Source organism: Oceaniovalibus guishaninsula JLT2003 (assembly GCF_000299575.1).
Classification (GTDB): Bacteria; Pseudomonadota; Alphaproteobacteria; order Rhodobacterales; family Rhodobacteraceae; genus Palleronia; species Palleronia guishaninsula.
The window spans coordinates 38,027-63,629 of the sequence record NZ_AMGO01000036.1 but is presented as its reverse complement, the minus strand read 5'-3'; the positions used below and the strand labels follow the sequence as shown (position 1 = coordinate 63,629).

28 protein-coding genes are annotated in these 25,603 nt (G+C 69.2%); 13 read left to right on the top strand and 15 right to left on the bottom strand.

What is annotated here, in order from left to right; translation table 11 throughout:
• Nucleotides 1-24: 24 nt before the first annotated feature.
• The 3 genes from OCGS_RS08425 to rpsD form a co-directional block, all read right to left on the bottom strand.
• On the bottom strand, nt 25-939 hold the full coding sequence (locus OCGS_RS08425) for a prephenate/arogenate dehydrogenase family protein (RefSeq protein ID WP_007426814.1): 915 nt from the start codon (nt 937-939) through the stop codon (nt 25-27).
• Complete coding sequence (hisC, locus tag OCGS_RS08420) at nt 936-2,024, bottom strand: histidinol-phosphate transaminase (RefSeq protein WP_007426813.1); 1,089 nt, start codon at nt 2,022-2,024, stop codon at nt 936-938. Before hisC ends, OCGS_RS08425 begins: the two co-directional genes overlap by 4 nt.
• A gap of 178 nt (nt 2,025-2,202) precedes the next feature.
• The gene (gene rpsD / locus OCGS_RS08415; protein ID WP_007426812.1) at nt 2,203-2,823 is read right to left on the bottom strand and encodes a 30S ribosomal protein S4; all 621 of its coding nucleotides are present in this window, start codon (nt 2,821-2,823) and stop codon (nt 2,203-2,205) included.
• Nucleotides 2,824-3,222: 399 nt separating this feature from the next.
• Between rpsD and OCGS_RS08410 the strand changes: the two genes are divergently transcribed.
• Complete coding sequence (locus tag OCGS_RS08410) at nt 3,223-3,921, top strand: PAS domain-containing protein (RefSeq protein ID WP_007426811.1); 699 nt, start codon at nt 3,223-3,225, stop codon at nt 3,919-3,921.
• Between the two features lie 11 nt (nt 3,922-3,932).
• Here OCGS_RS08410 and OCGS_RS08405 read toward each other — a convergent pair whose 3' ends face one another.
• Complete coding sequence (locus tag OCGS_RS08405; protein WP_007426810.1) at nt 3,933-4,916, bottom strand: 2-hydroxyacid dehydrogenase; 984 nt, start codon at nt 4,914-4,916, stop codon at nt 3,933-3,935.
• Between the two features lie 117 nt (nt 4,917-5,033).
• On the opposite strand from OCGS_RS08405, the gene OCGS_RS08400 reads away from it, so the two are divergent.
• Entirely contained in the window at nt 5,034-5,543 is a 510-nt protein-coding gene (locus OCGS_RS08400; RefSeq protein ID WP_007426809.1) for an SH3 domain-containing protein, read from the top strand.
• A gap of 33 nt (nt 5,544-5,576) precedes the next feature.
• On the opposite strand, the gene OCGS_RS08395 is transcribed toward OCGS_RS08400, so the two are convergent.
• Nucleotides 5,577-5,804, bottom strand: a complete 228-nt coding sequence (locus OCGS_RS08395; RefSeq protein WP_007426808.1) for a DUF1150 family protein — start codon at nt 5,802-5,804, stop codon at nt 5,577-5,579.
• On the bottom strand, nt 5,801-6,238 hold the full coding sequence (locus OCGS_RS08390; RefSeq protein WP_007426807.1) for an Hsp20 family protein: 438 nt from the start codon (nt 6,236-6,238) through the stop codon (nt 5,801-5,803). Before OCGS_RS08390 ends, OCGS_RS08395 begins: the two co-directional genes overlap by 4 nt.
• A gap of 140 nt (nt 6,239-6,378) precedes the next feature.
• On the opposite strand from OCGS_RS08390, the gene OCGS_RS08385 reads away from it, so the two are divergent.
• Genes OCGS_RS08385 through OCGS_RS08375 form a run of 3 tightly spaced genes read left to right on the top strand, consistent with a single transcriptional unit; the run spans nt 6,379 to nt 8,162 of the window.
• Complete coding sequence (locus tag OCGS_RS08385) at nt 6,379-6,612, top strand: YdcH family protein (protein ID WP_040610813.1); 234 nt, start codon at nt 6,379-6,381, stop codon at nt 6,610-6,612.
• Between the two features lies 1 nt (nt 6,613).
• A complete protein-coding gene (purE, locus tag OCGS_RS08380) occupies nt 6,614-7,117 on the top strand; it encodes a 5-(carboxyamino)imidazole ribonucleotide mutase (RefSeq protein WP_007426805.1) in 504 nt (167 codons plus the stop codon).
• On the top strand, nt 7,110-8,162 hold the full coding sequence (locus tag OCGS_RS08375) for a 5-(carboxyamino)imidazole ribonucleotide synthase (RefSeq protein ID WP_007426804.1): 1,053 nt from the start codon (nt 7,110-7,112) through the stop codon (nt 8,160-8,162). Before purE ends, OCGS_RS08375 begins: the two co-directional genes overlap by 8 nt.
• A 13-nt stretch (nt 8,163-8,175) precedes the next feature.
• Here OCGS_RS08375 and OCGS_RS08370 read toward each other — a convergent pair whose 3' ends face one another.
• Both OCGS_RS08370 and OCGS_RS08365 read right to left on the bottom strand, forming a co-directional pair.
• Nucleotides 8,176-8,862, bottom strand: a complete 687-nt coding sequence (locus tag OCGS_RS08370) for an alpha/beta fold hydrolase (RefSeq protein ID WP_007426803.1) — start codon at nt 8,860-8,862, stop codon at nt 8,176-8,178.
• A gap of 9 nt (nt 8,863-8,871) precedes the next feature.
• Entirely contained in the window at nt 8,872-9,738 is an 867-nt protein-coding gene (locus tag OCGS_RS08365) for a DMT family transporter (protein ID WP_238538240.1), read from the bottom strand.
• A gap of 64 nt (nt 9,739-9,802) precedes the next feature.
• Between OCGS_RS08365 and lysA the strand changes: the two genes are divergently transcribed.
• Complete coding sequence (gene lysA / locus OCGS_RS08360) at nt 9,803-11,068, top strand: diaminopimelate decarboxylase (RefSeq protein ID WP_007426801.1); 1,266 nt, start codon at nt 9,803-9,805, stop codon at nt 11,066-11,068.
• 51 nt (nt 11,069-11,119) lie between these two features.
• Complete coding sequence (locus OCGS_RS08355; protein WP_007426800.1) at nt 11,120-13,642, top strand: TIGR02302 family protein; 2,523 nt, start codon at nt 11,120-11,122, stop codon at nt 13,640-13,642.
• Nucleotides 13,643-13,645: 3 nt separating this feature from the next.
• Here the strand turns inward: OCGS_RS08355 and OCGS_RS08350 are convergent, their stop codons facing one another.
• Both OCGS_RS08350 and greA read right to left on the bottom strand, forming a co-directional pair.
• Nucleotides 13,646-14,635 (bottom strand): hypothetical protein, encoded by a 990-nt coding sequence (locus tag OCGS_RS08350; RefSeq protein WP_007426799.1) that lies wholly within the window; start codon nt 14,633-14,635, stop codon nt 13,646-13,648.
• Between the two features lie 15 nt (nt 14,636-14,650).
• The gene (greA, locus tag OCGS_RS08345) at nt 14,651-15,121 is read right to left on the bottom strand and encodes a transcription elongation factor GreA (protein ID WP_007426798.1); all 471 of its coding nucleotides are present in this window, start codon (nt 15,119-15,121) and stop codon (nt 14,651-14,653) included.
• A 179-nt stretch (nt 15,122-15,300) separates the two neighbouring features.
• On the opposite strand from greA, the gene OCGS_RS08340 reads away from it, so the two are divergent.
• The 3 genes from OCGS_RS08340 (at nt 15,301) to OCGS_RS08330 (ending at nt 19,524) form a co-directional block, all read left to right on the top strand.
• The gene (locus tag OCGS_RS08340) at nt 15,301-16,950 is read left to right on the top strand and encodes an electron transfer flavoprotein-ubiquinone oxidoreductase (RefSeq protein ID WP_007426797.1); all 1,650 of its coding nucleotides are present in this window, start codon (nt 15,301-15,303) and stop codon (nt 16,948-16,950) included.
• Nucleotides 16,951-17,021: 71 nt separating this feature from the next.
• Nucleotides 17,022-18,713, top strand: coding sequence for a tetratricopeptide repeat protein (locus tag OCGS_RS08335; RefSeq protein WP_007426796.1), 1,692 nt, complete (start codon nt 17,022-17,024; stop codon nt 18,711-18,713).
• Nucleotides 18,703-19,524: a 4-(cytidine 5'-diphospho)-2-C-methyl-D-erythritol kinase gene (locus OCGS_RS08330; RefSeq protein ID WP_007426795.1), complete on the top strand. Its 822-nt coding sequence runs from the start codon at nt 18,703-18,705 to the stop codon at nt 19,522-19,524. Before OCGS_RS08335 ends, OCGS_RS08330 begins: the two co-directional genes overlap by 11 nt.
• On the opposite strand, the gene OCGS_RS08325 is transcribed toward OCGS_RS08330, so the two are convergent.
• Nucleotides 19,521-20,513, bottom strand: coding sequence for a polyprenyl synthetase family protein (locus tag OCGS_RS08325; RefSeq protein WP_007426794.1), 993 nt, complete (start codon nt 20,511-20,513; stop codon nt 19,521-19,523). The two genes, OCGS_RS08330 and OCGS_RS08325, sit on opposite strands and share 4 nt — an antisense overlap.
• A 53-nt stretch (nt 20,514-20,566) precedes the next feature.
• Here OCGS_RS08325 and OCGS_RS08320 point away from each other — a divergent pair, with 53 nt between their 5' ends.
• The 3 genes from OCGS_RS08320 (at nt 20,567) to OCGS_RS14825 (ending at nt 21,797) form a co-directional block, all read left to right on the top strand.
• On the top strand, nt 20,567-20,779 hold the full coding sequence (locus OCGS_RS08320) for a putative signal transducing protein (RefSeq protein ID WP_040610812.1): 213 nt from the start codon (nt 20,567-20,569) through the stop codon (nt 20,777-20,779).
• On the top strand, nt 20,760-21,524 hold the full coding sequence (locus OCGS_RS08315; protein ID WP_007426792.1) for a tRNA1(Val) (adenine(37)-N6)-methyltransferase: 765 nt from the start codon (nt 20,760-20,762) through the stop codon (nt 21,522-21,524). Before OCGS_RS08320 ends, OCGS_RS08315 begins: the two co-directional genes overlap by 20 nt.
• A 108-nt stretch (nt 21,525-21,632) precedes the next feature.
• On the top strand, nt 21,633-21,797 hold the full coding sequence (locus OCGS_RS14825; RefSeq protein ID WP_007426791.1) for a YdcH family protein: 165 nt from the start codon (nt 21,633-21,635) through the stop codon (nt 21,795-21,797).
• Nucleotides 21,798-21,877: 80 nt separating this feature from the next.
• Here the strand turns inward: OCGS_RS14825 and phbB are convergent, their stop codons facing one another.
• The 4 genes from phbB to OCGS_RS08295 all read right to left on the bottom strand — a co-directional run bounded on the left by phbB (nt 21,878) and on the right by OCGS_RS08295 (nt 25,585).
• The gene (gene phbB, locus OCGS_RS08310) at nt 21,878-22,603 is read right to left on the bottom strand and encodes an acetoacetyl-CoA reductase (protein ID WP_007426790.1); all 726 of its coding nucleotides are present in this window, start codon (nt 22,601-22,603) and stop codon (nt 21,878-21,880) included.
• A gap of 22 nt (nt 22,604-22,625) precedes the next feature.
• Entirely contained in the window at nt 22,626-23,465 is an 840-nt protein-coding gene (locus OCGS_RS08305) for a patatin-like phospholipase family protein (protein ID WP_007426789.1), read from the bottom strand.
• A gap of 29 nt (nt 23,466-23,494) precedes the next feature.
• Nucleotides 23,495-24,670 carry an acetyl-CoA C-acetyltransferase gene (locus OCGS_RS08300; RefSeq protein WP_007426788.1) on the bottom strand — a complete coding sequence of 392 codons (1,176 nt, stop codon included), beginning with the start codon at nt 24,668-24,670 and terminating at the stop codon, nt 23,495-23,497.
• A 93-nt stretch (nt 24,671-24,763) separates the two neighbouring features.
• On the bottom strand, nt 24,764-25,585 hold the full coding sequence (locus tag OCGS_RS08295) for an EAL domain-containing protein (RefSeq protein ID WP_007426787.1): 822 nt from the start codon (nt 25,583-25,585) through the stop codon (nt 24,764-24,766).
• Nucleotides 25,586-25,603 lie beyond the last annotated feature (18 nt).

The following is a 25,603-nucleotide window of genomic DNA, read 5'->3' as shown; positions in this document are numbered from 1 at the left end:
CGCCGCCCTTGAGCGGCGGCAGGGTCAGCTTCGGCCGCCGCGGCCGAAATCGGGTGCGTCGGTATCCTGTCCCGCCTCGACGATGCCGCGCCGGATGGCGCGGGTGCGGGTGAAATAGGCATGCAGATGGTCGCCGTCGCCCTTGCGGATCGCGCGTTGGAGGGCGAACAGTTCTTCGGTGAAGCGGCCGAGGATTTCCAGCGTCGCCTCGCGGTTGTTCAGGAACACGTCGCGCCACATCGTCGGATCGCTGGCGGCGATGCGGGTAAAGTCCCGAAAGCCCGCGGCGGAATAGCGGATGACTTCGCTGTCGGTCACGCGGCGCAGATCGTCCGCCACCCCGACCATCGTATAGGCGATGAGGTGCGGCGTGTGGCTGGTGACGGCCAGCACGCGGTCGTGATGATCGGCATCCATCGTTTCGACCTGCGCGCCGAGCGCCTTCCAGAAATCCGCCAGCCGGGTCAGGGCCTGCGGATCGGCGCCCTCGTCGATCAGCAGGCAGAACCGGTTGTCGAAGAGTTCGGCAAAGCCCGAATCGGGTCCGGACCGTTCGGTGCCCGCCAGCGGGTGGCCGGGGATGAAATGCACCCCAGGGGGGATGTGCGGGGCCACGTCGTCAATCACCGCGCGCTTGACCGACCCGACATCGGTGACGGTTGCGCCGGGCATCAGATGCGGGCCGATTTCGGCGGCGACGGCGGCCATAGCGCCCACCGGGACCGCCAGAACGACCAGATCGGCGTTCGCCACAGCCTCGGCCGCGGTCACGACGACGCGGTCGCAGAAGCTGCGGCGTTCGGCGGCCGCGCGGGTCTCGGCGGACCGGGCGGTGCCCACGATCTCGGCGGTCATCCCGGCGCGGCGCATGGCCAGCGCCATCGACCCCGCGATCAGGCCCAGCCCGATCAGCGCGACGCGGTCATAGGGGGCGTTCATGCGTCCTGTCCCTTGAACCCCGCGATGGCATGGACGACGCGGCGGCACGACGCTTCGTCGCCGACGGTGATGCGCAGGCAATTGGGCAGCTTGTAGCCCGCCACCTTGCGCACCAGCAGGCCGTTGGCGCGCAGATGGGCCTCGCAGGCATCCGCTTCCTCGGCGCTGTCCAGCCGGGCCAGCACGAAGTTGGCGGTCGAAGTGTCCGACGGCACGCCGAGCTCCGCCAGAGCCTTGGCCAGCCATGTCCGCATCCGCGCGTTTTCCTGGCGCGAGCGATCGACGAAATCCTGATCGCGCACCGCCGCTTCGGCGGCTTCCAGTTGGGCGAGGCCGAGGTTGAAGGGGCCGCGGACGCGGTTGAGGACGTCGATCACGGGGGCGGGGCCGTAGGCCCAGCCGACACGCAGGCCGCCCAGGCCGTAGATCTTCGAGAAGGTCCGCGTCATCACGACATTCTCGCGCTTGTCCACAAGTCGGGCGCCGCCGTCGTAACCTTCGACGTATTCGGCATAGGCGCCGTCCAGAACCAGCAGCACGTGTTCGGGCAATTCGGCGGCGAGGCGGCCGATCTCGTTGCTGCCAAGCATCGTGCCGGTGGGGTTGGCGGGGTTGGCGATGAAGACCAGCCGGGTGCGGAAACTGACCGCGTCGAGGATCGCGTCGATATCGACCTTGCGCTCGTGCTCGGGCACCTCGATGGGTGTGGCGCCCGATGCCAGCGCGCTGATCCTGTACATGGCAAAGCCGTGTTCGGTATGGATCACTTCGGTGCCGGGGCCTGTATAGGCAACGCATAGCATATGAATGAGTTCGTCGCTTCCGGCGCCGCAGACGATCCGGTCGGCGTCCAGGCCGTGCACGTCGGCGATGGCGCGGCGCAGGTCGCGGTGGTCGGTGGGCGGGTAGCGGTGCAGCAGATGCGCGGTCTTGCGCAGCGCCTCGCGGGCGCTTTCGGGGGCGCCGAAAGGGTTCTCGTTCGAGGACAGCTTGACCACATCGGCGACGCCTTCGGCGTGGCTGGCACCGCCCTGATAGGGGGCGATTTCCAGGATTCCGGCCTTCGGTTCGATTGCGTGGGTCATGGGCGATCCTTCCAGTCCCGGCCCCTATAGGGCCGTGCCGGGGCGATGGGAATGGCCGCGCCGGCCCTTGTGGGCAGGCGGATGCGATGTGGTGCGGCGACGCCATGCGCCATGCGAAAACGGCCGCCCCGGATCGGAGCGGCCGTATGAAAACCGTAAGATTCGCGTAAGAGAACCGTCAGTTCTGCGCGTAGTATTCGATGACCAGGTTCGGTTCCATCTGGACGGCATAGGGCACGTCGCCCAAGGCGGGGGTGCGCACGAAAGTGGCCGTCATCTTGGAATGGTCGGCGTCGATGTAGTCGGGCACGTCGCGTTCGGCCAGACCCACCGCCTCGAGCACCGAGACGAGCTGCTTGGACTTGCCGCGCACCTCGACCACGTCGCCTTCCTTGACGCGATAGGACGGGATGTTGACGCGCTGGCCGTTCACGGTGACGTGGCCGTGGTTCACGAACTGGCGGGCGGCGAAGATGGTCGGCACGAACTTGGCGCGATAGACGACCGCATCCAGACGGCGTTCCAGCAGGCCGATCAGGTTCTCGCCGGTATCGCCGCGCACGCGCTCGGCCTCGACGAAGATGCGCTTGAACTGCTTTTCGGTCAGGTCGCCGTAATAGCCCTTGAGCTTCTGCTTGGCGCGAAGCTGAAGGCCGAAATCGGACACCTTGCCCTTTCGGCGCTGGCCATGCTGGCCGGGGCCGTATTCGCGGCGGTTCACCGGGGATTTCGGACGGCCCCAGATGTTCTGGCCCATGCGGCGGTCGATCTTGTACTTGGCAGACGTGCGTTTGGTCACGGCTGATCTCCTTTCGAGCGTTCAAAAGGGCGTTGTCCTTTGGGGCGAACCCCCGACAGGCATCCCCTTGCGGGGGCCGCCAACACCAATAGTCCGGCAGGACCGGGACGAAGCGCGGCTTATAGACCCTGCGGCGGCCGTGTCAACGCGGCAGCGACCCACGGCCGAATGGCGGGGAATCAGCCAGGGCAGGCCGCGTCGTGTCAGCCATTGATGCAACATGCGGCATGATCCGACACCTTTGCGCCGACTGTTTCCAAGACTTTCATATATTAAGCAAATTGTCCGCAATCAGACCGGGAATCGGGAACGCGCGGGGGGATTGGGGTAATCGACTTATACAAAGTTTTAGAAGAAACCGCCGCGTTCCACCGAACCGTCCGAAGCCAGAGGAAAACCATGCAGATCGTTTCACTGATTTCGGACCTGATGTTCACGGACGCGCAGCTTCAGGCGTCGATGGCGGCCAATACCGCGCCCGAACTTCGCGCCGAGTTGCTGCGCCGGTCGGCCATCCTTTTGCAGCAGGTCGAACGCTACGAGCCCGAGGGGCTGCCCGAGATCCGCGAGAAGATCGCGTTCTTCATGCGCCGGGCGACGATGCTGGGCCGGACGGGGGCGGGACGGCACGACATGCAGATCGCGGCGGGGCTGATGGACCATTTGCAGACCGCCGCCACGGGGCGTTCGCCGCGCCAGGGACGGATGCCCGAGGGCGCGCTGGCCGATGGCGGGCGGCTGTCGGTCTATGTCACGCAGGCATCCGAGCGGCTGTTCGCGATCGGGACCGATCATCGCTATCTTGCCGCCAGCCGGTCCGAGGCGCGGTTTCACGAACGTTCGCAGGTGCAGATGATCGGCCGTCACCTGCGCGACGTGCTGGGGCCCGAGGAATACGAGCGCCGCGCGCTGCCCCATTTGCAGGCCTGCCTGTCGGGGGTTCCGCAGGAATACCGGTTTGCCGTCGAACGGCCGGACGAGGGCCGGCGCACGATCCGCTGCCTGATGAAGCCGGTGACGTGCAATGCCGGGCTGCGGTTCTGCGCGCTGGTCTACAAGACCGACGTGACCGACGAAGGCCGCGCGCAGACGTTCTGAGGGACGCCGCCTCAGGTCAGGCCGGGCACCACGAGGTCGGGAGGGCGGTGGCCGTCGGCGAAGGTCTTGATGTTCAGGATCACCTTTTCGCCCATCTCGATCCGGCCCTCGATGGTGGCCGAGCCCATATGCGGCAGCAGCACCACGTTCGGCAGATCCCGCAGGCGCGGATTGATTTCGACCCCGTTCTCGAACACGTCGAGCCCCGCGCCGGCGATTTCGCCCGATTCCAGCCCGCGTGCCAGGGCGTTTTCGTCGATGACCTGACCGCGCGAGGTGTTGATGACCACCGCGCCGGGCTTGAGCAGTTTCAGCCGCCGGGCGTTCAGCAGATGGAACGTGCCGGGCGTGTGCGGGCAGTTGACGCTGACGATGTCCATGCGCGCCAGCATCCGGTCGAGGCTGTCGTGATAGGTCGCCGATAGACCTTCCTCGGTCGCGGGGCGCAGGCGGGTGCGGTTGTGATAATGCACTTCCATCCCGAAGGCGCGGGCCCGGCGGGCGATGGCCTGGCCGATCCGCCCCATGCCGAGGATGCCCAGCCGAAGCCCGGTCATGCGGCGGCCCAGGAACGCGGTCGGCCCCCAGCCTTCCCATGCGCCCTGCTGCATCACCGACAGACCTTCGGGGATGCGGCGGGTGACGGCCATCATCAGGGCGATGGCCATGTCGGCGGTGTCGTCGGTGGTGACGCCGGGGGTGTTCGAGACGAGGATGCCGCGCCGCCGCGCCGATTCGACGTCGATGTTATCGACGCCGGCGCCGTAATGCGCGATCAGCTTCAGCCGGTCGCCGGCCCGTGCCAGCACCGCCGCATCGACCTTGTCGGTGATGGTCGTCACCACGACATCGGCATCGGCGACGGCGCGCAGCAGGTCGTCGCGGGTGGTGGGGCGGTCCTCGTCCGGCAGGCGCAGGTCGAACAGTTCGGCAAGGCGCGCCTCGACCGGGGCGGGCAAACGTCGCGTCGCGACCACACTCAACCGCTGCGCCATCGTGCCTGTCCTTTCGGTCTTTTCATTTGTCGATCTCGCGCGCAACGTGCCGCCAAACGGGGCATGGCACAAGGCCGGAAGACCCCGGCGGCGACGGTGCCGACGAGCGGACGGAAGATGCACGATTCGATTTTACGCGGCTGCCTGCGCGCGGCCCTGGCGATCTGTCTGGCGCTGCCCGCCACGGCGGCCGAAGAAGGACGCGGCCCCGTCACCAACCTGCCGCTGCCGCGATTCGTGTCGCTGAAGGCGTCCGAGGGGAACGTCCGGCGCGGCCCGTCGCTGAGCCACCGGATCGACTGGGTCTACAAGCGGCGCGACCTGCCGCTGGAAATCACCGCCGAATACGGGCACTGGCGGCGCGTGCGCGACCGCGACGGGGTGGGCGGCTGGATCCACTATTCGCTGCTGTCGGGGGTGCGCACGGCGCTGGTCGAGGCGGACGAGGTGGCGCTGATGACATCGCCCGATGCCAGTGGACGGCCCGTCGCCAAGGCGCAGCGGGGGGTGATCGGGCGGCTGGGGGAATGCGGGCCGGACTGGTGCCAGATGCGCGCCGACGGCTATCGCGGATGGGTGCGCAAGGACGCGCTTTGGGGTGTCGGCGCGGACGAGGTGCTGGACTGACCGGCGGCCCCGGCCTGGACCGGGGCCGGACCGTCAGTGGACGCTGACCGGCGCCATGTCGTTCTGCCGCGCGACGATGAAGGCGAGGTCGCGGTCGCGGACCAGCGCCAGCCGATCGCCGGTGGCCGAGTGCACGGCATAGATGCGTTCCAGGCCGTCGGCCTGCTGCTGCACCTCGGTCGGCAGTTCGGACACGTTGACGGGGCGGATATAGACGATGTTGTCCGCGCCTTCGGCGAAACTCTGCTGATGATGGGTCATGGCTTGCCTTTCTGCCCCCTGGGGGCGTCGGTGATCTCGATCCTGCGCACGGTGCGTTCGGGAAGGGCGTGTTTCAGATCGAGATGCAGAAGACCGTTTTCCAACCCGGCCCCCGTCACCTCAACGCCGTCCGCCAGAACGAAGGTCCGCTGAAACTGCCGTGCGGCGATGCCGCGATGCAGGAACAGGCGGTCTTCCTGGGGCTCGGACTGGGCGCCACGGACGACGAGCTGGCGGTCCTCGAGGGTGATCGACAGGTCGCGTTCGGCGAAACCGGCCACGGCCAGCGTGATCCGGTAGGCGCCGTCGCCCACCTGTTCGATGTTGTAGGGCGGATAGCCGCCCGCATCCGCCTTGGCGGTGCGTTCGACCAGCCGTTCGAGCTGTTCGAACCCCAGAAGGAAGGGATGGGAGCCCAAAGCCATCTTCGTCATCGGCACGTCCTTTTCGAAAGCGACCTGTGCGCGACGGCCCCTGAAGCGGCAGCCGTCGTTGTCCGTGAATATGGGAAGCGCGCCCGCGCGCCGCAAGACCCGCGCTTGTGCGCGGAGGGGGGACGGGGCAGTATGACGCCATGAACGCCGAGCCCCCACGCCACGAACACCGGATGCAGACCGACGAGGTGCTGCGCATCAAGTTGCAGATGCTGCGCCGCGAACACGCCGATCTGGACGAAAGCGTGCGCGCGTTGCAGGAAGGCGGACGGGCCGACATGCTGACGCTGCAACGGCTGAAGCGCAAGAAGCTGATGCTGAAGGACGCCATCGCGCGGCTGGAGGATCAGCTGACCCCCGATATCATCGCCTGACATGGCGCAGGGCGACAGCGGCGCGGCGGCCGGCATCGTCGGCATCGTCATGGGCAGCCAGTCGGACTGGCCGACGATGCGCGCGGCGGCGGATGTGCTGGACGCGCTTGGCGTCGCGCACGAGGCGCGGATCGTATCGGCGCACCGCACGCCGGACCGGCTGTGGTCCTATGCGCGCGACGCGGATGCGCGCGGCATCCGCGTCATCGTCGCCGGGGCCGGGGGGGCGGCGCATCTGCCCGGCATGCTGGCCAGCAAGACCTGCCTGCCGGTGATCGGCGTTCCGGTCCAGACGCGCGCCCTGGGCGGGTTGGATAGCCTCTATTCCATCGTGCAGATGCCGCGCGGCTATCCGGTCGCCACCATGGCCATCGGCGGCGCGGCCAATGGCGGGCTGATGGCGGCGCAGATCCTGGCGCTGGGCGATGCGGCGCTGGCCGGACGAATCGCGGCCTGGCGCGCGGCCTTGTCGGCCTCGATCCCCGAGGTGCCGGAAGATGGCTGAGCCGCTGGCACCCGGGGCGGTCGTCGGGATCCTGGGCGGCGGGCAGTTGGGCCGGATGCTGGCGCTGGCGGCGGCGCGTCTGGGGCTGCGGTGCCATGTGTTCGACCCCGCGCCCGACGCCCCGGCGGCCGAGGTTTCGGCGCATCATACCTGCGCCGCCTTCGACGATGCCGAGGCGCTGCGCGCCTTCGGCGCGGCCGTCGATGTCGTGACCTACGAGTTCGAGAACATCCCGACCGCCGCGCTGGATCTGCTGGAAGGGCTGTGCGCCATCCGTCCGGGGCGCGAGGCGCTGCGCGTGTCGCAGGACCGGCTGACGGAAAAGGACTGGCTGACCGGGCTGGGGCTGGCCTGCGCGCCCTATGCCGACGTGCCGGACCGGGCCGCGTTCGCGGCGGCGCTGAAGCGGGTGGGCGCGCCGGCGATCCTGAAGACCCGGCGCTTCGGCTATGACGGCAAGGGGCAGATGCGGGTCACGTCCGCCGAGGCCGACCTGCCCGATGCGCCCGCGATCCTGGAAGGCGTGGTGCCGTTCGAGGCCGAGATCTCGGTCATCGGGGCGCGCGGGCCGGACGGCAGCGTCGCCTGTTTCGATCCGGGGCGCAACGTCCACGAGGGCGGCATCCTGCGCACCACGACCGTTCCCGCCGGGTTGCCGGGCAGCGTCCTGACCGATGCGGTGATCCAGACCGGGCGCATCCTGAACGCGCTGGATTACGTCGGCGTGCTGGGGGTGGAATTCTTCGTCGTGCAAGGCGGTCTGATCGTGAACGAGATCGCGCCGCGCGTGCACAATTCGGGCCACTGGACGCAGGACGGATGCACGATCTGCCAGTTCGAGCAGCATGTCCGCGCCGTGGCGGGCTGGCCCCTTGGCGACGGCGCGCGGCATTCGGACATGGTGATGACCAACCTGATCGGCGACGACGTGTCCCGCGTGCCGGATCTGGCCCGCGACCCGGCCTGCGCGCTGCATCTTTACGGCAAGGCCGAGATGCGCGCCGGGCGCAAGATGGGGCATGTGAACCGCCGCGTCGGCGGGTGAATCAACCGTCGCGTCAGCGGGCGAAACGCCCGTCGCGCAGGAAGGCCAGCACCTGCCGGATGACCAGCGGATTCATCATCATGAAGGTATGCGTCACCGGCAGCACGATGTGATCGTCCATGCCCTGGATGCGCGTCGACGCGACCGAGACCTTGCCGTCGTCCGGCCCCTCGATCAACGTCGAATAGACGGGGTTGAGCGAGCGGTTCCCGGCGATCACCCCAAGCTCGAACCGGGGCAGGCCGAGGCGGTTCGGCACGCTGTCGGGGCCGGTGCCCAGTTGCAGCCCCGCCGGGCCGTTGAGCCAGGCGAAGGGTTCCAGATCGCCGAAGGCATCGACCAGTTCGGTGCCGTGATTGGGCGGTCCCATCATCACCACGCGGCCCATGATGGCGGGGCGGTTGTCCTCCAGCCAGGCGCGCACGAGGATGCCGCCCATCGAATGGGTCACGAAATGCACGCGCCGGTCGCCGCAGGCCGCCACGGTATCGGGGATCGTGCGATCGACCAGCGGGCCGATGGCGCGGTCGGTCGAGGGGTAATCGACGTTGATGACGTCATAGCCTTCGCGCTCCAGCGCCACCGCCATGACCTGCATCGACGCCGCCGTGCGCGCCAGACCGTGCAGCAGGATCACGCAATCGCCCGCCAGCGCGGGCAGGGGCAGCAGCAGAAGGGCAAGGGCGAGAAGGGCGCGCATGGCGGCAATCTAGCGCGCGCCGCGCCGCCCCGACAGCCCGAAGGCGACGCCGCCGATCACAAGCGCGCAGGCCAGCGCCAGGCGGGGGCCGGGGATTTCCGCCAGCAGCAGCGTGCCGCCCGCGACGGCGATCACCGGCACCGTCAGTTGCGCCAGCGCCGCGCGGGCGGGGCCGAGGCGCGGCAGCACGGCATACCACAGCGCATAGCCCAGCCCCGAGGTGACGGCGCCCGACAGGACCGCCAGCGCGATGCCCTCGGGCCGGGCGGGCAGGGCGGCGGGCGCGGCCCAGAACGCCGCCAGCCCCAGCGGCACGGCCCCGGCGAAGGCGGCGGCGGTGGCCGAAAGCGGGTCGGTCCCGGCGCGGCCCATGAGCGAATAAAGCCCCCAGCCGAAAGCCGCCAGCGCCATCAGCGCGGCCGAGACGGGCGGCACCGACCCCGCGCCGGGCAGCAGCATCCATGCCAGCCCCGCCAGCGCCAGCGCCGCGCCGATCCAGCGGCGGGCGGGCACGGATTCGCCCAAAGCCAGTGCGCCGGCGAACATCGTCACCTGCACGCCGCCGAACAGGATCAGCGCCCCCGCGCCCGCATCCATCCGCAGATAGGCCGCCGAGAAGCCGGTGACGTAAAGCGCCAGCGCCAGCGCGCCCGCGGGGCGCAGGCGCGTCAGCCAGGCGCGGCCGCGCAGGGCCGTGGCCAGCGCCCCCAGCGTGACGGCCCCCGCCGCCAGCCGGATCGCCGCGAAGGCCATCGGGTCGATCAGCGCGTCGGCCAGCGCGGCGCGGTTCAGCACCGAATTGGCGGCGAAGGCCACCATCGCCAGCGCGGTCAGCATCGTGGTGCGCCAGCGGCCGCGCATGTCGTGTCCCGTCATCGTCGAATTGCGTTCCCGCCCCAGCCTGCTATCACCCGGCGCGCGCGGTCGGACAAGGCATGACATGGACCATTTCCTTTATCGTGACGGCATCCTGATGGCCGAGGACGTGGCGCTGGCCGACATCGCCGCCTCGGTCGGCACGCCGGTCTATGTCTATTCGACAGCGACGCTGCGGCGGCACTATACCGTCTTCGCAGAGGCGCTGGCCGGGATGGACCATCTGATCTGCTATGCGATGAAGGCGCTGAGCAACCAGGCGGTGCTGAAGCTGCTGGGCGACATGGGCGCGGGGATGGATGTGGTATCGGGCGGCGAATACGCGCGCGCCCTGGCCGCCGGCATTCCGGGCGAGCGGATCGTGTTCTCGGGCGTGGGCAAGACGCGGGACGAGATGGCGCGCGCCCTGCAAGGCGGCGTGCGCCAGTTCAACGTCGAGAGTGAGCCCGAGCTGGAGGCGCTGGACCGGGTGGCGCGGCAGATGGACACGGTCGCGCCGATCACGCTGCGCGTGAACCCCGACGTCGATGCCGGCACGCACGAGAAGATCGCCACCGGTCGGCGGCAGGACAAGTTCGGCATCCCCATCGCCCGCGCGCCGCAGGTCTATGCGAAAGCGGCCCGGATGCCGGGGTTGCGGGTGGTGGGGATCGACGTGCATATCGGCAGCCAGCTGACCGACCTCGCCCCGTTCGAGGCGGCCTATGCCAAGGTCGCCGAGCTGACGCGGCTGCTGCGGTCGCAGGGCCACGCCATCGACCGGCTGGATCTGGGCGGCGGGCTGGGCATCCCTTACGTGCAGGACAACGCCGCCCCGCCGCTGCCCTCCGATTACGGCGCGATGATCCGCCGCACGCTGGGCGATCTGGGCTGCCAGATCGAGATCGAGCCGGGCCGGCTAATCGCCGGGAACGCGGGCGTGCTGGTGGCGTCGGTGATCTATCTCAAGCAGGGCGAGGACCGCGATTTCCTGATCCTCGACGCGGCGATGAACGACCTGATCCGCCCGTCGATGTATGGCGCGCATCACGACATCGTGCCGCTGGTGCAGCCCGCGCCGGGGGTGGACCGGGCGGCGGTGGATATCGTCGGGCCGGTCTGCGAAAGCGGCGACACCTTCGCGCGGGCGCGGCCGATGCCGCCGCTGGGCGAGGGCGATCTGGTGGCGTTCCGCAGCGCGGGGGCCTACGGTGCGGTGATGGCGTCCGAATACAATTCCCGCCCGCTGATCCCCGAGGTGCTGGTGGACAGGGATCAATTCGCCGTCATCCGCGCCCGTCCGACGATTGACGAGATGATCGAACGCGATACCATCCCCGCCTGGCTCTAACGCGGGATGGTCCGCATCGGGCCGCCACACGGCAGATGCCGGTCGAGGTCGATGTCCCGTCCCCTGTCCGACGACGCCCTGCGCGGATTGCGCCGCCCCCTGACGCTGACGCGCGCCGGGATGGCCGCCGAACGCGCGGCGCGCGCCTTCTGGCCGCTCTGGGCGCTGGGGCTGGCGGTGCTGGGCGCGCTGATGCTGGGCTGGCACGAGGCCGCCCCGGTCGAGGCCGTCTGGGCGGCCGCGCTGGCGGTCGGGGCCGGGGCGCTTGCGGCCGTCTGGCATGGCGCGCGGCGGTTCCGCTGGCCGTCCGATGCCGACGCGCTGGACCGGCTGGACCGGTCGTTGCCGGGGCGGCCCATCACGGTGCTGACCGACCACCAGGCCATCGGCGGCGACGATGCCGCGTCGCGCGCGGTCTGGGACGCGCATGTCGCGCGGATGGCCGACCGCGTGTGGCGGGCGCGCGCCGTGCGGCCCGATCTGCGGTTGGCCGGGCGCGATCCCTTCGCGCTGCGCTATGCCGCGCTGCTGCTGTTCGCGGTGGCGGCGATCTGGGGGTCGGTGCTGCGCGTCGGCACGGTGGCCGAGATGACGCCGGGCCGGCCGGGTGCCGCGCTGGCCGCCGGTCCCGCCTGGGAAGGCTGGATCGAGCCGCCGTCCTATACCGGACTGCCCAGCCTCTATCTTGCCGATCTCGATTCCCGCGCCATCGACGTGCCCGAGGACAGCCGCGTGACGCTGCGCCTTTACGGCGAGGTGGGCGCGCTGGATGTGGTGGAAACCGTGTCGGGCGGCACCGCGTCCCCCGTCGAGGACGGCGCGCCCTCGCGCGATTTCGAGGTGGTGCAGGACGGCGTTCTGCGGATCGAGGGGGCGGGGGGCCGCGCCTGGGACGTGGCCGTGATCCCCGACGCGCCGCCTGCCATCGCCGTGACCGAACCCGCCGAACGGATCGAGGGCGGGCAGTTCCGCCAGCCCTTCACCGCGTCGGACGATTACGGCGTGACCGCCGGGCGCGTGACCGTGACGCTGGACGAAGCCGCCATCGACCGCCGCCACGGCCTTGCCGCCGATCCCGACCCGCGCGATGCGCTGGTGGTCGATCTGCCCCTGCCGATCACCGGCGACCGTGCCGCGTTCGAGGGCGCGCTGGTCGAGGATTTCAGCCGCCACCCCTGGGCGAACCTGCCCGTGACGATGACGTTCGAGGTGACGGATGCGATGGGCCAGACGGGTGCCTCGGATCCGGTGCGCGGCGATCTGGCGGGATTGCGGTTCTTCGATCCAGTGGCGCAGGCGGTGATCGAGCAGCGGCGCGACCTGCTGTGGTCGCGCGACAATGCCCGCCGCGTGGCCGATGTGCTGCGCGCGATTTCGTGGCAGCCCGAGGGGGTGTTCCGGTCCCATACGCTTTATCTGCGGTTGCGGGTCGCGATCCGGCGGCTTGAGGCGGGGCTGGGCGTGACGCCGCTGACGCCCGAGCGGCAGGACGAGATCGCGCAGGCGCTGTGGGACATCGCGCAGGAACTGGAACACGGCGATCTGGCCGACGCGCTGGAACGCCTGCGCCGCGCGCAGGACCGTCTGGCCGAGGCGATGGAGAACGGCGCCGACCCAAGCGAGATCGCCGAACTGATGCAGGAACTGCGCGAGGCGATGCAGGACTACATGCGCCAGTTGGCCGAGCAGTCGGAAGGCGGCGAAAGCCAACAGGCGCAGGGCGAGATGCAGGAGATCACGCCGGACCAGCTTCAGCAGATGATGGACCGCATCCAGGAGCTGATGGAGCAGGGCCGCATGGCCGAGGCGCAGGCGCTGCTGGAGCAGTTGAACCGCATGATGGAGAACATGCAGGTGACGCAGGGCCAGGGCCAGGGGCAGGGGCAGGGGCAGCCCGGCGAAGGCCAGCAGGCGATGGACGATCTGCAACAGACCCTGCGCGACCAGCAGGGGCTGAGCGACGACGCCTTCCGCGATTTGCAGCGGCAATTCGGCGAGGGCCAGCAGCCGGGGCAACAGCCGGGCCAGCAGGGACAGGGACGGCAGCCGGGGCAGGGACAGCCGGGCGAGGGCGAGGGCGAGGGCGGCGGGTCGCTGGCCGAGCGTCAGCAGGCGCTGCGCGACGAGCTGGGCCGCCAGCAGGGCAATCTGCCGGGCGCGGGCACGCCCGAAGGGGACGCGGCGCGCGACCAGCTCGGTCGGGCGGGCGAGGCGATGGAAGGCGCCGAGGATGCGCTGCGCGACGGCGACACCGCCCGCGCCCTGGACCGGCAGGCCGACGCGATGGAGGCTTTGCGCGAGGGGATGCGCCAGTTGGGCGAAGCGATGGCGCAGGACCGCCAGGGGGCCGAGGGCCGGGCCGAGGCCGGCGATCCGCAGGGCCGCGCCTCGGACCCGCTGGGCCGCGAGGCGGGCCTGGACGGGCGGATGGGATCGGATAGCGACCTTCTGGGCCGCGACGAGGTGCATCGCCGGGCCGAGGAATTGCTGGACGAGATCCGCCGCCGGTCGGGCGAACGCGCCCGCCCCGAGGCCGAGCGCGACTATCTGCGGCGTCTGCTGGACCGGTTCTGACGGTCAGTCGAAGGTGCCCGCCACCCGACCCAGAAGCATGAACGCGCGCGCCGTGCGGGTATTGGCCAGCCGGGCGATCTGCGCGTCGTCGGCCTGCGGTTCCATCCCGGCCAGCGTGCGGTCGAAAAGCCGCAGGAAATGGTGGCAGGTATCGCGGAAGATCGTGTCGCCGCGCATCCGCCGCCGCGCCTTGTCCAGCGCGGCCTCCTCCCGGATCGCGCCGATGCCGGCGATGGCCGGGCCGCGTTCGCCCCGTGCGAAACGACGCCAGAGCGCGGGATCGACCGCATCGGGCGGCAGGTCGTCCATATAGATGCCATCCTGGCTGAGCAGCGTCAGCACGTCCTGCGCCGAGGTCACGACCTGCGCCGCGCTTCGGTCCTGAAGGGCGCGGCGCAGCGCCCTGAACCCGGCGCGGTCCTGCGGATCGACCGGAAATTGCAGCGCGGCAATCAGATCGTCGATGCCCAGTGCCGGGGCCTCCTGCGGGGCGTCGATGCCCAGCGCGGGCTGCGCCGTGTCGGCGGCCGCGCGCTGCGGGGCGGCAGGGGCAGAAGCGGCGGGGGCAGGCCGGTCGGCGCGCGTGGCGGCGAGGCGGGCCAGCGTCGCCTCGATCTTGCGCTGGGTGTCGGCGATGCGGTCCAGCCGCGCGGAAAGATCGGGCGTATCGGGCTGCGCGGGGGCCACGCCCGCGCGCCTTTCGATGGCGTCCAGCGTGCGGGTCAGACGCGCCAGCGCGGCCGCGCTGTGGCGGGCGGCGCGGCCGACGGTGATGCCGACCCAGGCCAGCGCTAGCGGCAGCAGGACCGCGATGGGCACGGTCACATAGAAGATCGTGTCGCCAAGCCCGCGATTGCCGGGCCAGACCAGCAGCATCGCCGCCGCCACGGCCCACAGAACCGCCAGCCCGCCGGCGACGGTGCCCGCCAGGTCGGCGCCGGCGCGCCTGCGCCAGACGCCGCGCAGCCGGTCCAGAAGATCGCGGTTCGACATGCGCGGCCTTCGCGTTCAGCGCCAGACGACGCGCAGGATTTCATAGGACTTTTCGCCGCCGGGGGTGCGCACTTCGACGGTGTCGCCCTCGTCCTTGCCGATCAGCGCGCGCGCGAGCGGCGAGCGCAGGTTCAACTTGCCCGCTTCGAGGTTCGCCTCGGGTTCGCCCACGATCTGATAGGTGCGCTCTTCGTCGGTATCCTCGTCCAGCAGCGTCACTTCGGCGCCGAACTTGATGGCGCCCGACATCTTGCCGGTCTCGATAACGTCGGCCCGCGACAGGATGCTTTCGATTTCCTTGATGCGGCCCTCGATGAAGGACTGCTTCTCCTTGGCGGAATGGTATTCGGCATTCTCGGACAGGTCGCCATGTTCGCGCGCCTCGGCGATGGCGGCGATGATGGCGGGGCGTTCTTCGGACTTGAGTTGCTTCAACTCGGCATTGAGCGCGGTCTGCCCCGCGCGGGTCAGCGGTATCTTTTCCATGTGGGGGGCCGTTTTCGTGCTGGGAATGCGGAAGGACTGGGGCTTGTTAATCAAGGGGGGACGCGCAAAGTCAAGGGCGGGGCCGTCCGCGCGCGCCGGGGCGTAACGCCGTGTCGCAATTGACGCGGCGGGGCGCTGGCCCCTACATCGGACGACGACACGCCAACAAGGAAGCCGCAATGTCCCAGACCGCCCGCGAAGCGATGGAATACGATGTGGTGATCGTCGGCGCGGGGCCGGCGGGCCTGTCGGCGGCGATCCGCCTCAAGCAGCTCGATCCAGAACGCAGCGTCGTGCTGCTGGAAAAGGGTTCCGAGGTGGGTGCGCATATCCTGTCGGGCGCGGTGCTGGATCCCTGCGGCCTGGACGCGCTGCTGCCTGACTGGAAGGATCGCGGCGCGCCGGTGACGGTGAAGGTGGCCAAGGACAATTTCTTCTTTCTGGGCGAAAGCGGCAAGGCGCGGGTGCCCAATGTCGTGATGCCGCCGCTGATGAACAATCACGGCAATTATATCGTCAGCATGGGCAATGTGTGCCGCTGGCTGGCCGAGCAGGCCGAGGAGCTGGGGGTGGAAATCTTCCCCGGCATGTCCTGTTCGGAACTTGTCTTCGACGACGAGGGCGCGGTCAGGGGCGTCGTCGCGGGCGAATTCGGGCGCAACCCCGACGGCAGCGAAGGCCCGAATTACGAACCGGGGATGGAGCTGCACGGCAAATACGTGATGCTGGGCGAGGGGGTGCGCGGATCGCTGTCCAAGCAGGTCATCGCGCGCTACGGTCTGGATGCCGACAGCGACGTGCAGAAATACGGCCTGGGCATGAAGGAGCTGTGGGAGATCGACCCGGAAAAGCACCGCCCCGGCACGGTCACGCATACGATGGGATGGCCGCTGGGCAGCGATGCGGGCGGCGGGTCGTTCATCTATCACCTCGACAACAACCAGGTCTATGTCGGGTTCGTGGTGCATCTGGGTTACGCCAACCCATACGTGAACCCCTATCTGGCGTTCCAGCAATTCAAGCATCATCCGATGGTGGCCGAGCTGCTGAAAGGCGGCAAGCGCGTGGCCTATGGCGCGCGCGCCATCAGCGAGGGCGGGTGGCAATCGCTGCCCAAGGTCGCCTTTCAGGGCGGCGCGCTGCTGGGATGCGCCGCCGGGATGGTCAACGTGCCGCGCATCAAGGGCAACCACAACGCCATGCTGTCGGGCAAGGCCGCCGCCGAGGCCGCGCACGAGGCCATCGCCGCGGGCCGGTCGGGCGACGTGCTGGACGATTACGATGCGGCGGTGCGCAGCGGGCCCATCGGCCGCGACCTGCGCCGCGTCCGCAACGTCAAGCCGATCTGGTCGAAATACGGGCTGACCGCGTCGCTGGCGCTGGGCGGGTTCGACATGTGGTGCAACACCGCGGGCTTTTCGCTGCTGGGCACGCTGAAGCACGGCAAGACCGATGCCGCGGCCACCGGCGACGCCGCCGACCACAAGCAACTGGACTATCCCAAGCCCGACGGCACGCTGAGCTTCGACCGGCTGACCAACGTGGCGTTTTCGTTCACCAATCACGAGGAAAGCCAGCCCGCGCATCTGAAGCTGAAGGATCCGGCCATCCCGGTCGCGGTGAACCTGCCGAAATATGCCGGTCTGTCGCAACGCTATTGCCCGGCCGGGGTCTATGAATTCGTGACCGAGGAAGGGCGCGACACGCGGTTCGTCATCAATTTCCAGAACTGCGTGCATTGCAAGACCTGCGACATCAAGGATCCCAGCCAGAACATCGTCTGGACGGTGCCGCAGGGCGGGGACGGGCCGAACTATCCCAACATGTGATCGTTGCGCGATTGTCAGCGGCGCGGGCGGCCCCTAGCGTCATCTGGCCATGACGCCCGAAAGGATTGCCGATGCACCGTCTTGCCCTTGCCTTAGCCCTGCTTTTGCCGACCGTCGCCACCGGGGGCGAGCGCGAGGATGCGGGCGCCTATCTTGCCGGGCGGCACGCGCAGATCCGCAACGATTTCGCCGAGGCCGCGCGCTATCTGGCGCAGGGCGTGCGCAGGGACGCCACCAACCGCGAGATGCTGGAAGGGCTGATCGGCGCGCACATGTCGCTGGGCGATTTCGACAGCGCCGCCGCCGCCGCGAGCCGCTATGTCGAGACGGGCGCCGACAATCAGATCGCCAACCTGGCGCTGGCGACGGTCGCCGCCCGCGACGGCGCGTGGACGGACTTGCTGGACGAGCTGGAGGCCGGGCGCAGCGTCGGGCCGCTTTTCGACGGGCTGGCGCGGGGCTGGGCGCTGCTGGGGGCCGAACGGACCGACGACGCGCTGGCCGCGTTCGACGATCTGGCGGGCGACGGCGCGGTGCAGGCTTACGGCATCTATCACAAGGCGCTGGCGCTGGCGTCGCTGGGCCGCTTCGACGAGGCCGAGGCGCTGCTTTCGGCGGAAAAGGATCTGCGGCTGACGCGGCGCGGGCTGATCGCGCGCGCGCAGATCCTGACGCAATTGGGCCAGGGGGACCGCGCGGTCAGCGTGCTGCTGGAAGGGTTCGGCCCGGATCTGGACCCGATGCTGGCCGATCTGCGCGACCGGGCCGCGTCGGGCGAGACGCTGGATTTCACCGTGGCGCCCGATGCGCGCGCGGGCATGGCCGAGGCCGCGCATGACATCGCCGCCGCCCTGGCGGACGAGGTGGCGCGCGGCTATACGCTGCTTTATTCGCGCGCTGCACAGGAACTGCGCCCCGATCACGTCGAGGCCGCCCTGCTGAGCGCCGCCCTGCTGGACGAGATGGGGCAATACGATCTGGCCATCGCCACCTATGCCGCCATTCCCAATGACGGCCCCGCGCATATCGCGGCCGAACTCGGCCGGGCCGAGGCGATGCTGAAGGCCGACCGCAAGGATGCCGCGATCGAGGTGCTGCGGCGGCTGGCGCAGGACCGCCCCGATATCGCGGTGGTGCAGGCTCAACTTGGCGACGCGCTGCGCGATCTGGACAGGTTCGCCGAGGCGCGCGATGCCTATGACCGCGCGGTCGCGCTGTTCGACACCCCGCAGGCGTCGCAATGGGTGGTCTATTTCGCCCGCGCCGTCACCGCCGAACGCACCGGCGACTGGCCCGCGGCCGAGGCCGATTTCCGCCGCGCGCTGGACCTGAACCCCGATCAGCCGCAGGTTCTGAACTATCTGGGCTATTCGCTGGTCGAGCGGCGCGAGAAGCTGGACGAGGCGCTGGACATGATCGAACGCGCCGTCGCCGCGCGGCCCGACAGCGGCTATATCGTCGACAGCCTGGCCTGGGTTTTCTACAAGCTGGGCCGCTATGACGAGGCGGTCGCGCCGATGGAGCGCGCGGTGCAGCTGACGCCGGTTGATCCGGTGCTGAACGATCATCTGGGCGACATCTATTGGGCGGTGGGCCGTCATCTGGAGGCGCGGTTCCAGTGGTCGCGCGCGCTGTCCTTCGCCGACAACGCGTCGGAGGAAGACATCGACGCCGACCGCATCCGCCGGAAGCTGGAACTGGGGCTAGACGCGGTTCTGGAGGAGGAAGGCGCCGATCCGCTGAAGGTGGCGAATGACGGCTGAGGCCGAAGCGCCCGCCAAGATCAACCTTTGCCTGCATGTCACCGGCCGCCGCGCCGACGGCTATCACCTGCTGGATTCGCTGGTGGTCTTCGCGGGCATCGGCGACACCGTGCGCGCGGAACCGGCCGACGACTGGTCGCTGACGGTCGCGGGGCCGATGACCGGCGGGGTGCCTTCGGGCGACGACAACCTTGTGATGCGCGCGGCACGGGCGACGGGCGGGCCGGCGGCCGCGCTGACGCTGACCAAGCGCCTGCCCGTCGCGTCCGGCATCGGCGGCGGATCGGCGGATGCCGCCGCCACGCTGCGGGCGCTGGCGGCGATGGACGGTCGCGCCGTGCCGGATGCGGGCGCGCTGGGGGCGGACGTGCCGGTCTGCCTGGCGGGCAGGCCCGCGCGCATGCGGGGTATTGGCGAGCGGCTGGATGCGGTGCCGCCGCTGCCGCAAGCGCATCTGGTGCTGGTCAATCCCGGCGTCGCGCTGTCCACGCCGGCCGTTTTCGCCGCGTTGCAGGGCGCCGCCGGTTCGCCCCTGCCGAGGATGCGGCCCTGGACCAATGCGCGGGACCTGGCCGATTGGCTGGCGGGATGCCGCAACGACCTGCAACCGGCGGCGATGCGGCTGGCTTCGGCGGTGGGCGACACGCTGGCCGAACTGACAGCGCAGGATTGTCTGCTGGCGCGCATGTCGGGGTCGGGCGCCACATGCTTCGGGCTTTACGCCACGCAGGCGGATGCCGCGCGCGCGGCCGGTCGCATCGGGGCCCGGCAGCCCCGGTGGTGGGTCGCCGCCGCGCCGGTCCTGGCCTAGCGGATCCGTTCGACGACGTAATCCGACAGATCGGCCAGCATGTCGCGCAGATCGCCCGGCGGGCAGCGCGTCAGCGCCTCGCGCCCCCGGTCGGCCCATCCCAGCGCGTCCTTGCGCACCGATTCCAGCGCGCCCTGCGCGTCGATCAGGGCGCGCGCGCGATGCAGGTCGCCGTCTTCCTGCCGGCCCTTGCCGATGGTGCGCGCCCAGAACGCCCAGTCGTCGCCTTCGGCCCCCGCGACCGCGCGGATGATCGGCAGCGTCATCTTGCGTTCGCGGAAATCGTCGCCGGTATTCTTGCCGATGTCGTCGCCCTGCCAGTCCAGCAGGTCGTCGACCATCTGGAAGGCGATCCCCAGCGCGTCACCATAGACATGCAGCGCGGCGACCACCTCGTCGTCCGCGCCCGCGATGATGCCGCCCGTTTCCGTCGCCGCCGAAAACAGCGCGGCGGTCTTGCCGCGCACGATCTTGAGATAGGTCGCCTCGGACGTGGCCAGATCGCTGGCGGCGGTCAGTTGCAGAACCTCGCCCTCGGCGATGGTGGCGGCGGCGTTCGACAGGATGTCGAGCACGCGCAGATTGCCCGTCTCGACCATCAGCTGAAAGGCGCGGGCGAACAGGTAATCGCCCACCAGCACCGATGACTTGTTGTCCCAAAGCAGGTTGGCCGTGGGGCGCCCGCGCCGCTGGCCGCTTTGATCGACCACGTCGTCATGCAGCAGCGTCGCGGTATGGATGAACTCGACCGTGGCGGCCAGCCGCACGTCGTGCATGCCGCGATAGCCGCACAGGCGCGACGCGGCCAGCGTCAGCATCGGGCGGATGCGCTTGCCGCCCGCGCCGATCAGATGCTCGGTCACTTCGGGGATGCGGGGGGCGTGTTCGCTGACCATGCGCGCGCGGATCGTTTCGCCCACCCCTTCCAGCGGCTCGGCCAGCGCCGCCGCCAGACGGTCGAGGGGCGTTATCTGCAATTGCTGGGTCATGCGCGTTCCGTCATAGCCTCGACAAACCTCGGGCGGCGACCTTATGTGCCGGCATGAAGGAACTGATGCGCAGCAGCGACCCGACCTCCATCGCCTTCGCCAAGGCGCTTCTTCAGGGCGAGGGAATAGAGTGGTTCGAACTGGACGTCCATATGAGTGTCCTGGAAGGGTCGATCGGGATCCTGCCCCGACGGCTGATGGTGGCCGCGCGCGATCATTTCCGTGCCAGCGCCGTGCTGCGCGACAATGACATCGCCCTGGGATGATGCCGGCGGCCTGACGCGCGACGCGTTCCTGGGCGGCAGGCTGCGGCTGGATCAGCCGCGCCGGGGCTATCGCGCGGGGATCGACCCGGTGCTTCTGGCGGCCTTCGTTCCGGCGCGGGCCGGCGACAGCGTGCTGGAACTGGGCTGCGGCGGCGGTGCCGCGTTGCTCTGCCTCGGCGCGCGTGTCGGCGGGCTGGACCTGACCGGGGTCGAGATACAGCCGCATTATGCCGAATTGGCGCGCGGCAACGCCGCGCTGAACGGGATTGCCGCGCGGATCGTCACCGCCGACCTGCGGGCGCTGCCGCCCGATCTGCGCCAGCGGCGGTTCGATCACGTCATTGCCAACCCGCCGTTCTTCGACCGGCGACAGGGAACCGCCGCCCGCGATTCTGGCCGCGACACCGCGCTGGCGGGCGATACGCCGCTGGCCGACTGGATCGCCGCCGGGTCGCGGCGTCTGGCACCGCGGGGCTGGATGACGGTGATTCAGCGCGCCGACCGGCTGGCCGACCTGCTGACGCCGATGGCGGGCGATCTGGGCAGCATCGTCGTGCGGCCGCTTTGCCCGCGCGCCGGGCGCGACGCCACGCTGGTCGTCGTGCAGGGGCGCAAGGGCGGACGCGCGCCGCTGCGGCTGGCGGCGCCCCTGATCCTGCATTACGGGCCGACGCATGGCCAAGATGCCGAGGATTACACGCCAAAGGTGTATTCTGCCCTGCGTTGTGGCGAAAAGCTGCCGTAACGTCAGTTAGCGGACAAACTGAATCCAATTCGTGCACTGGTATTGGTGACAGACCCACCTAAATGTGATGGACTACCCTGACGGCACCCGAAACGAAGGAGGATGGCGATGTCATTGGACGCTCATGTCTCGGAATTGCGGAAGAAACACCAAAATCTTTCGGACATGGTGGAGGACGCGCAGCGCAGTCCCGGCACCGACGCCCTTCGAATCACCGAACTGAAACGCGAGAAGTTGCGGCTCAAGGAACAGATCGACCGTCTTAGCCACTGATCCGGATCGATTCGCCCGAAAGGCGAACTTGACCGCAAACTGGGGACCGGCGCGGCATCGACCGCGCCGGTCCTTTTCGTTCAGGCGAAATACTGGCCGCCATTGGCCGAAATCGTGCTACCGGTGATGAAGCCCGCATCCTCGCCCGCCAGGAACACCACGCAACGGGCGATTTCCTCGGGCTCGCCCAGGCGGCCGACGGGGATCTGCGGGATGATGCGTTCGTTCAGCACCTTCTCGTCGATGGCGCGCACCATTTCCGTGCCGATATAGCCGGGGCAGATCGCGTTCACGGTGATGCCGGCCCGCGCGCCTTCCTGCGCCAGCGCCTTGGTGAAGCCCAGATCGCCCGCCTTGGCGGCGCTGTAATTCGCCTGACCGGCCTGGCCCTTCTGGCCGTTGATCGAACTGATGTTGACGACGCGCCCGAACTTGGCGTCGCGCATGGCGCCCCAGACGCAATGGGTCATGTTGAACACGCCGGTCAGGTTGGTGTCGATCACCTCGCGCCACTGGTCGGGGGTCATGCGGTGGAACATCGCGTCGCGGGTGATGCCGGCATTGTTGACCAGCACCTCGACCGGGCCAAGCGCCTCGGCCACCTTGGCGATTCCGTCCTTGCAGGCGTCGTAATCGGCGACCGACCACTTGAAGACCTTGATCCCCGTCTCGTCCGCGAATTTCTTCGCCGCCTCGTCGTTGCCGGCGTAATTCGCCGCAACGTCATAGCCCGCGTCGCGCAGCGCGACCGAAATCGCCGCCCCGATTCCGCGGGTGCCCCCCGTGACCAATGCCGTTCTTGCCATGTCGTCTCTCCTCCTCTTGAAACTAGTCCATGTCCGCCAGCAGCGCGCGTGCCGCATCCTCGCCCATCGCCCAGGTGCGGCGCAGCTTGTCGGGATCGGTGAAGTCGATTTTGTCGGCCGGCACCTCGTCCTGCGGTTGCAGGTAGGTGCGGCCGGGAATGTCGGGGATGTTGCGGAAGCGGCGCGTCAGCAGAATCAGCGTGGTGCCTTCGTCCGGCTGTGGAACGGGCGCCTGATCGGTCATGCCGGCGTCGATGGCCGGTTTCCCGTCCCAGAGCGGCGGATCGAAAGCAGGCGGGATCGTGGCCGCGGCGCAGACGAGGTCGATCAGCCGCCCTTCCGCCGCGGCGGCGCGCGCATCCACCCGTTCGGGCGTTAGGCCGGCCTTTTCGGCCCAGGACAGATGCGGCGTGGACCGGACGGCCAGATCGGCCTCGTAGGCGGCCATGACGGCGGTGGCCGACAGCTTGGCCCAGTTCGAATCGGGCGGCCGCGCGATCACAATCTCGAAGGCCGGGCCATTGGCGATCCGGCGCTGCGCATCGGCGTCCAGCACCGTTTCCACCACCTTGCGATAGATTTGCTGGTGGGGGGAATTGCCCGGCTCGCCGTCGAAGGGTTCGTGCAGCGGCAGGTTGCGGTCCTGGTCCTTGAACGCCTCGATCATCGTTTCGCGCACGACGGTCCCGCGCCGCGAGATGAAACCGCAGGCCGACAGCGCGCCGCCCGATACGCCGGCGATGCGCGCCGGGTCCAGCCCGATCGCATCGCGCAGCACATGCAGCAGGCCGCCTTGCCAGAAACACCGCGTCCCGCCGCCCGAAAAGACAAGCTGGTCATACGGCGGTGTCAGCCGCGCCATCGGGGCCTGCCGTCCTGCGGTCCCCGCCGTCAGGGCCGCTCGACGCACATGGCGACGCCCATGCCGCCGCCGATGCACAGCGTCGCAAGCCCGCGCTTGGCATCGCGGCGCTTCATCTCGAACAGCAGCGTGTTCAGCACCCGCGCGCCCGATGCGCCGATGGGATGGCCGATGGCGATGGCGCCGCCGTTGACGTTGACGATCTCGGGATCCCAGCCCATTTCCTTGTTGACCGCGCAGGCCTGCGCCGCGAACGCCTCGTTCGCTTCGACAAGGTCCAGATCGGACGCCTTCCAGCCGGCCTTTTCCAGCGCCTTGCGGCTGGCATGGACCGGCCCCACGCCCATGATCGCCGGGTCCAGTCCCGCCGTCGCATAGCTGACGATGCGCGCCAGCGGGGTGATGCCGCGGCGCTCGGCCTCGTCGTCGCGCATCAGCAGCACGGCGGCGGCCCCGTCGTTAATGCCGCTGGCATTGCCGGCCGTGACGGTGCCGTCCTTGGCGAAGGCGGGGCGCAGTTTCTGCATCGCCTCGATGGTGGCGCCGTGGCGGACGTATTCGTCCTGATCGACCACCGTGTCGCCCTTGCGGGTCTTGACGGTGAAGGGGATGATCTCGTCGGCAAAGCGGCCGGCCTTCTGCGCCGCCTCGGCCTTCTGCTGGCTGGCGACGGCGAACTGGTCCTGCTGGTCGCGGCCGATCTGGTATTTCTCGGCGACGTTCTCGGCGGTCTGGCCCATGTGATAGCCGTTGAACGCGTCCCAGAGACCGTCCTTGATCATGCTGTCGATGAACTTCATGTCGCCCATCTTGTGCCCGGCGCGCAGGTTGGCGACATGCGGGGACAGCGACATGTTTTCCTGACCGCCCGCGACGATGATGTCGGCATCGCCAAGCTGGATGTGCTGCGCGCCCAGCGCCACCGCGCGCAGGCCCGATCCGCAGACCTGATTGAGGCTCCATGCCGAGGAGGCGATGGGAAGGCCCGCGTTGACATGCGCCTGGCGCGCGGGGTTCTGGCCCTGGCCGGCGGTCAGCACCTGGCCCAGGATCGTCTCGTCGACATCGGCCTTGTCGATGCCCGCCCGTTCGACCACGCCTTCCAGAACGGCGGCGCCCAGTTCATGGGCGGGGGTGGCGGCGAAGCTGCCGGCGAAGCTGCCGACGGCGGTGCGGCCGGCCGAGGCGATTACGACATTGGTCATCAGTGGCTCCTGCTGCGGGATGGGGCGCGATCGGCCCCGGTTGCCCCGACGATAGGATGCCGCGCGCGCAGGCACAACCGGCCTGCGCGCAGCCTAGCCGGCGCGTTCCTCGCGGCAGGGTTCCCAGCGCGGGCGGATCGTCGGCGCCCCGAAATAGTAGCCCTGAAGGCAATCGACGCCGATCTGGCCCAGATATTTCGCGTCTTCCGCCGTCTCGACGAATTCGGCGATCGTCACCATGTCGAAATGCCGCCCGATGGACACGATGGCCTTGACCAGCGCCTGATTGTCGGCCGACCGGGCGATGCCGCGAATGAACTGGCCGTCGATCTTGAGGATGTCGAATCGCAGATCCTTGAGATACCGCATTGAGGTATAGCCCGATCCGAAATCGTCGATGGCAAAGCTGATGCCGCGGGCCTGAAGACGGGTCATGAATGCCTGAACCGCGTCGGGCATCTGGATGGCCGAGCTTTCGGTGATTTCCAGGATCAGGCGTTCGCCGATGGTCGGGTCGTCGCGCAGCCCGTCCTCCAGCACCGCCAGCCAGCCGGGATGGTCGATGGACCGCGCCGACATGTTGATGGCCAGCCGCAGCCGGGGATTTTCGCGCAGCACCCGCAACCCGCATTCCAGCGACAGGCAGTCGATCCTGCGCCCCAGCTCGAGGCATTCGACCTGAAGGATGAAGTCCTTGGCGGGAATGATCCGGCCCCGCGCGTCGAGAATGCGGATCAGCCCTTCGTAGAAGGCGGGGCGGTCGTGGCGGCCGGCCGGAACGACGGGCTGGAAGGCCAGCATGACGTTGTGGTCGGCCACCGCGCGTTCGACCATCGCCAGCACCGCGTCGTCGCGCTGGCCCGACACGAACGGGACGGGATCGGTCGTGCCGGGGTCTTCGGATACGTCTTTCATCGAGGGCCTCCCGGCGAA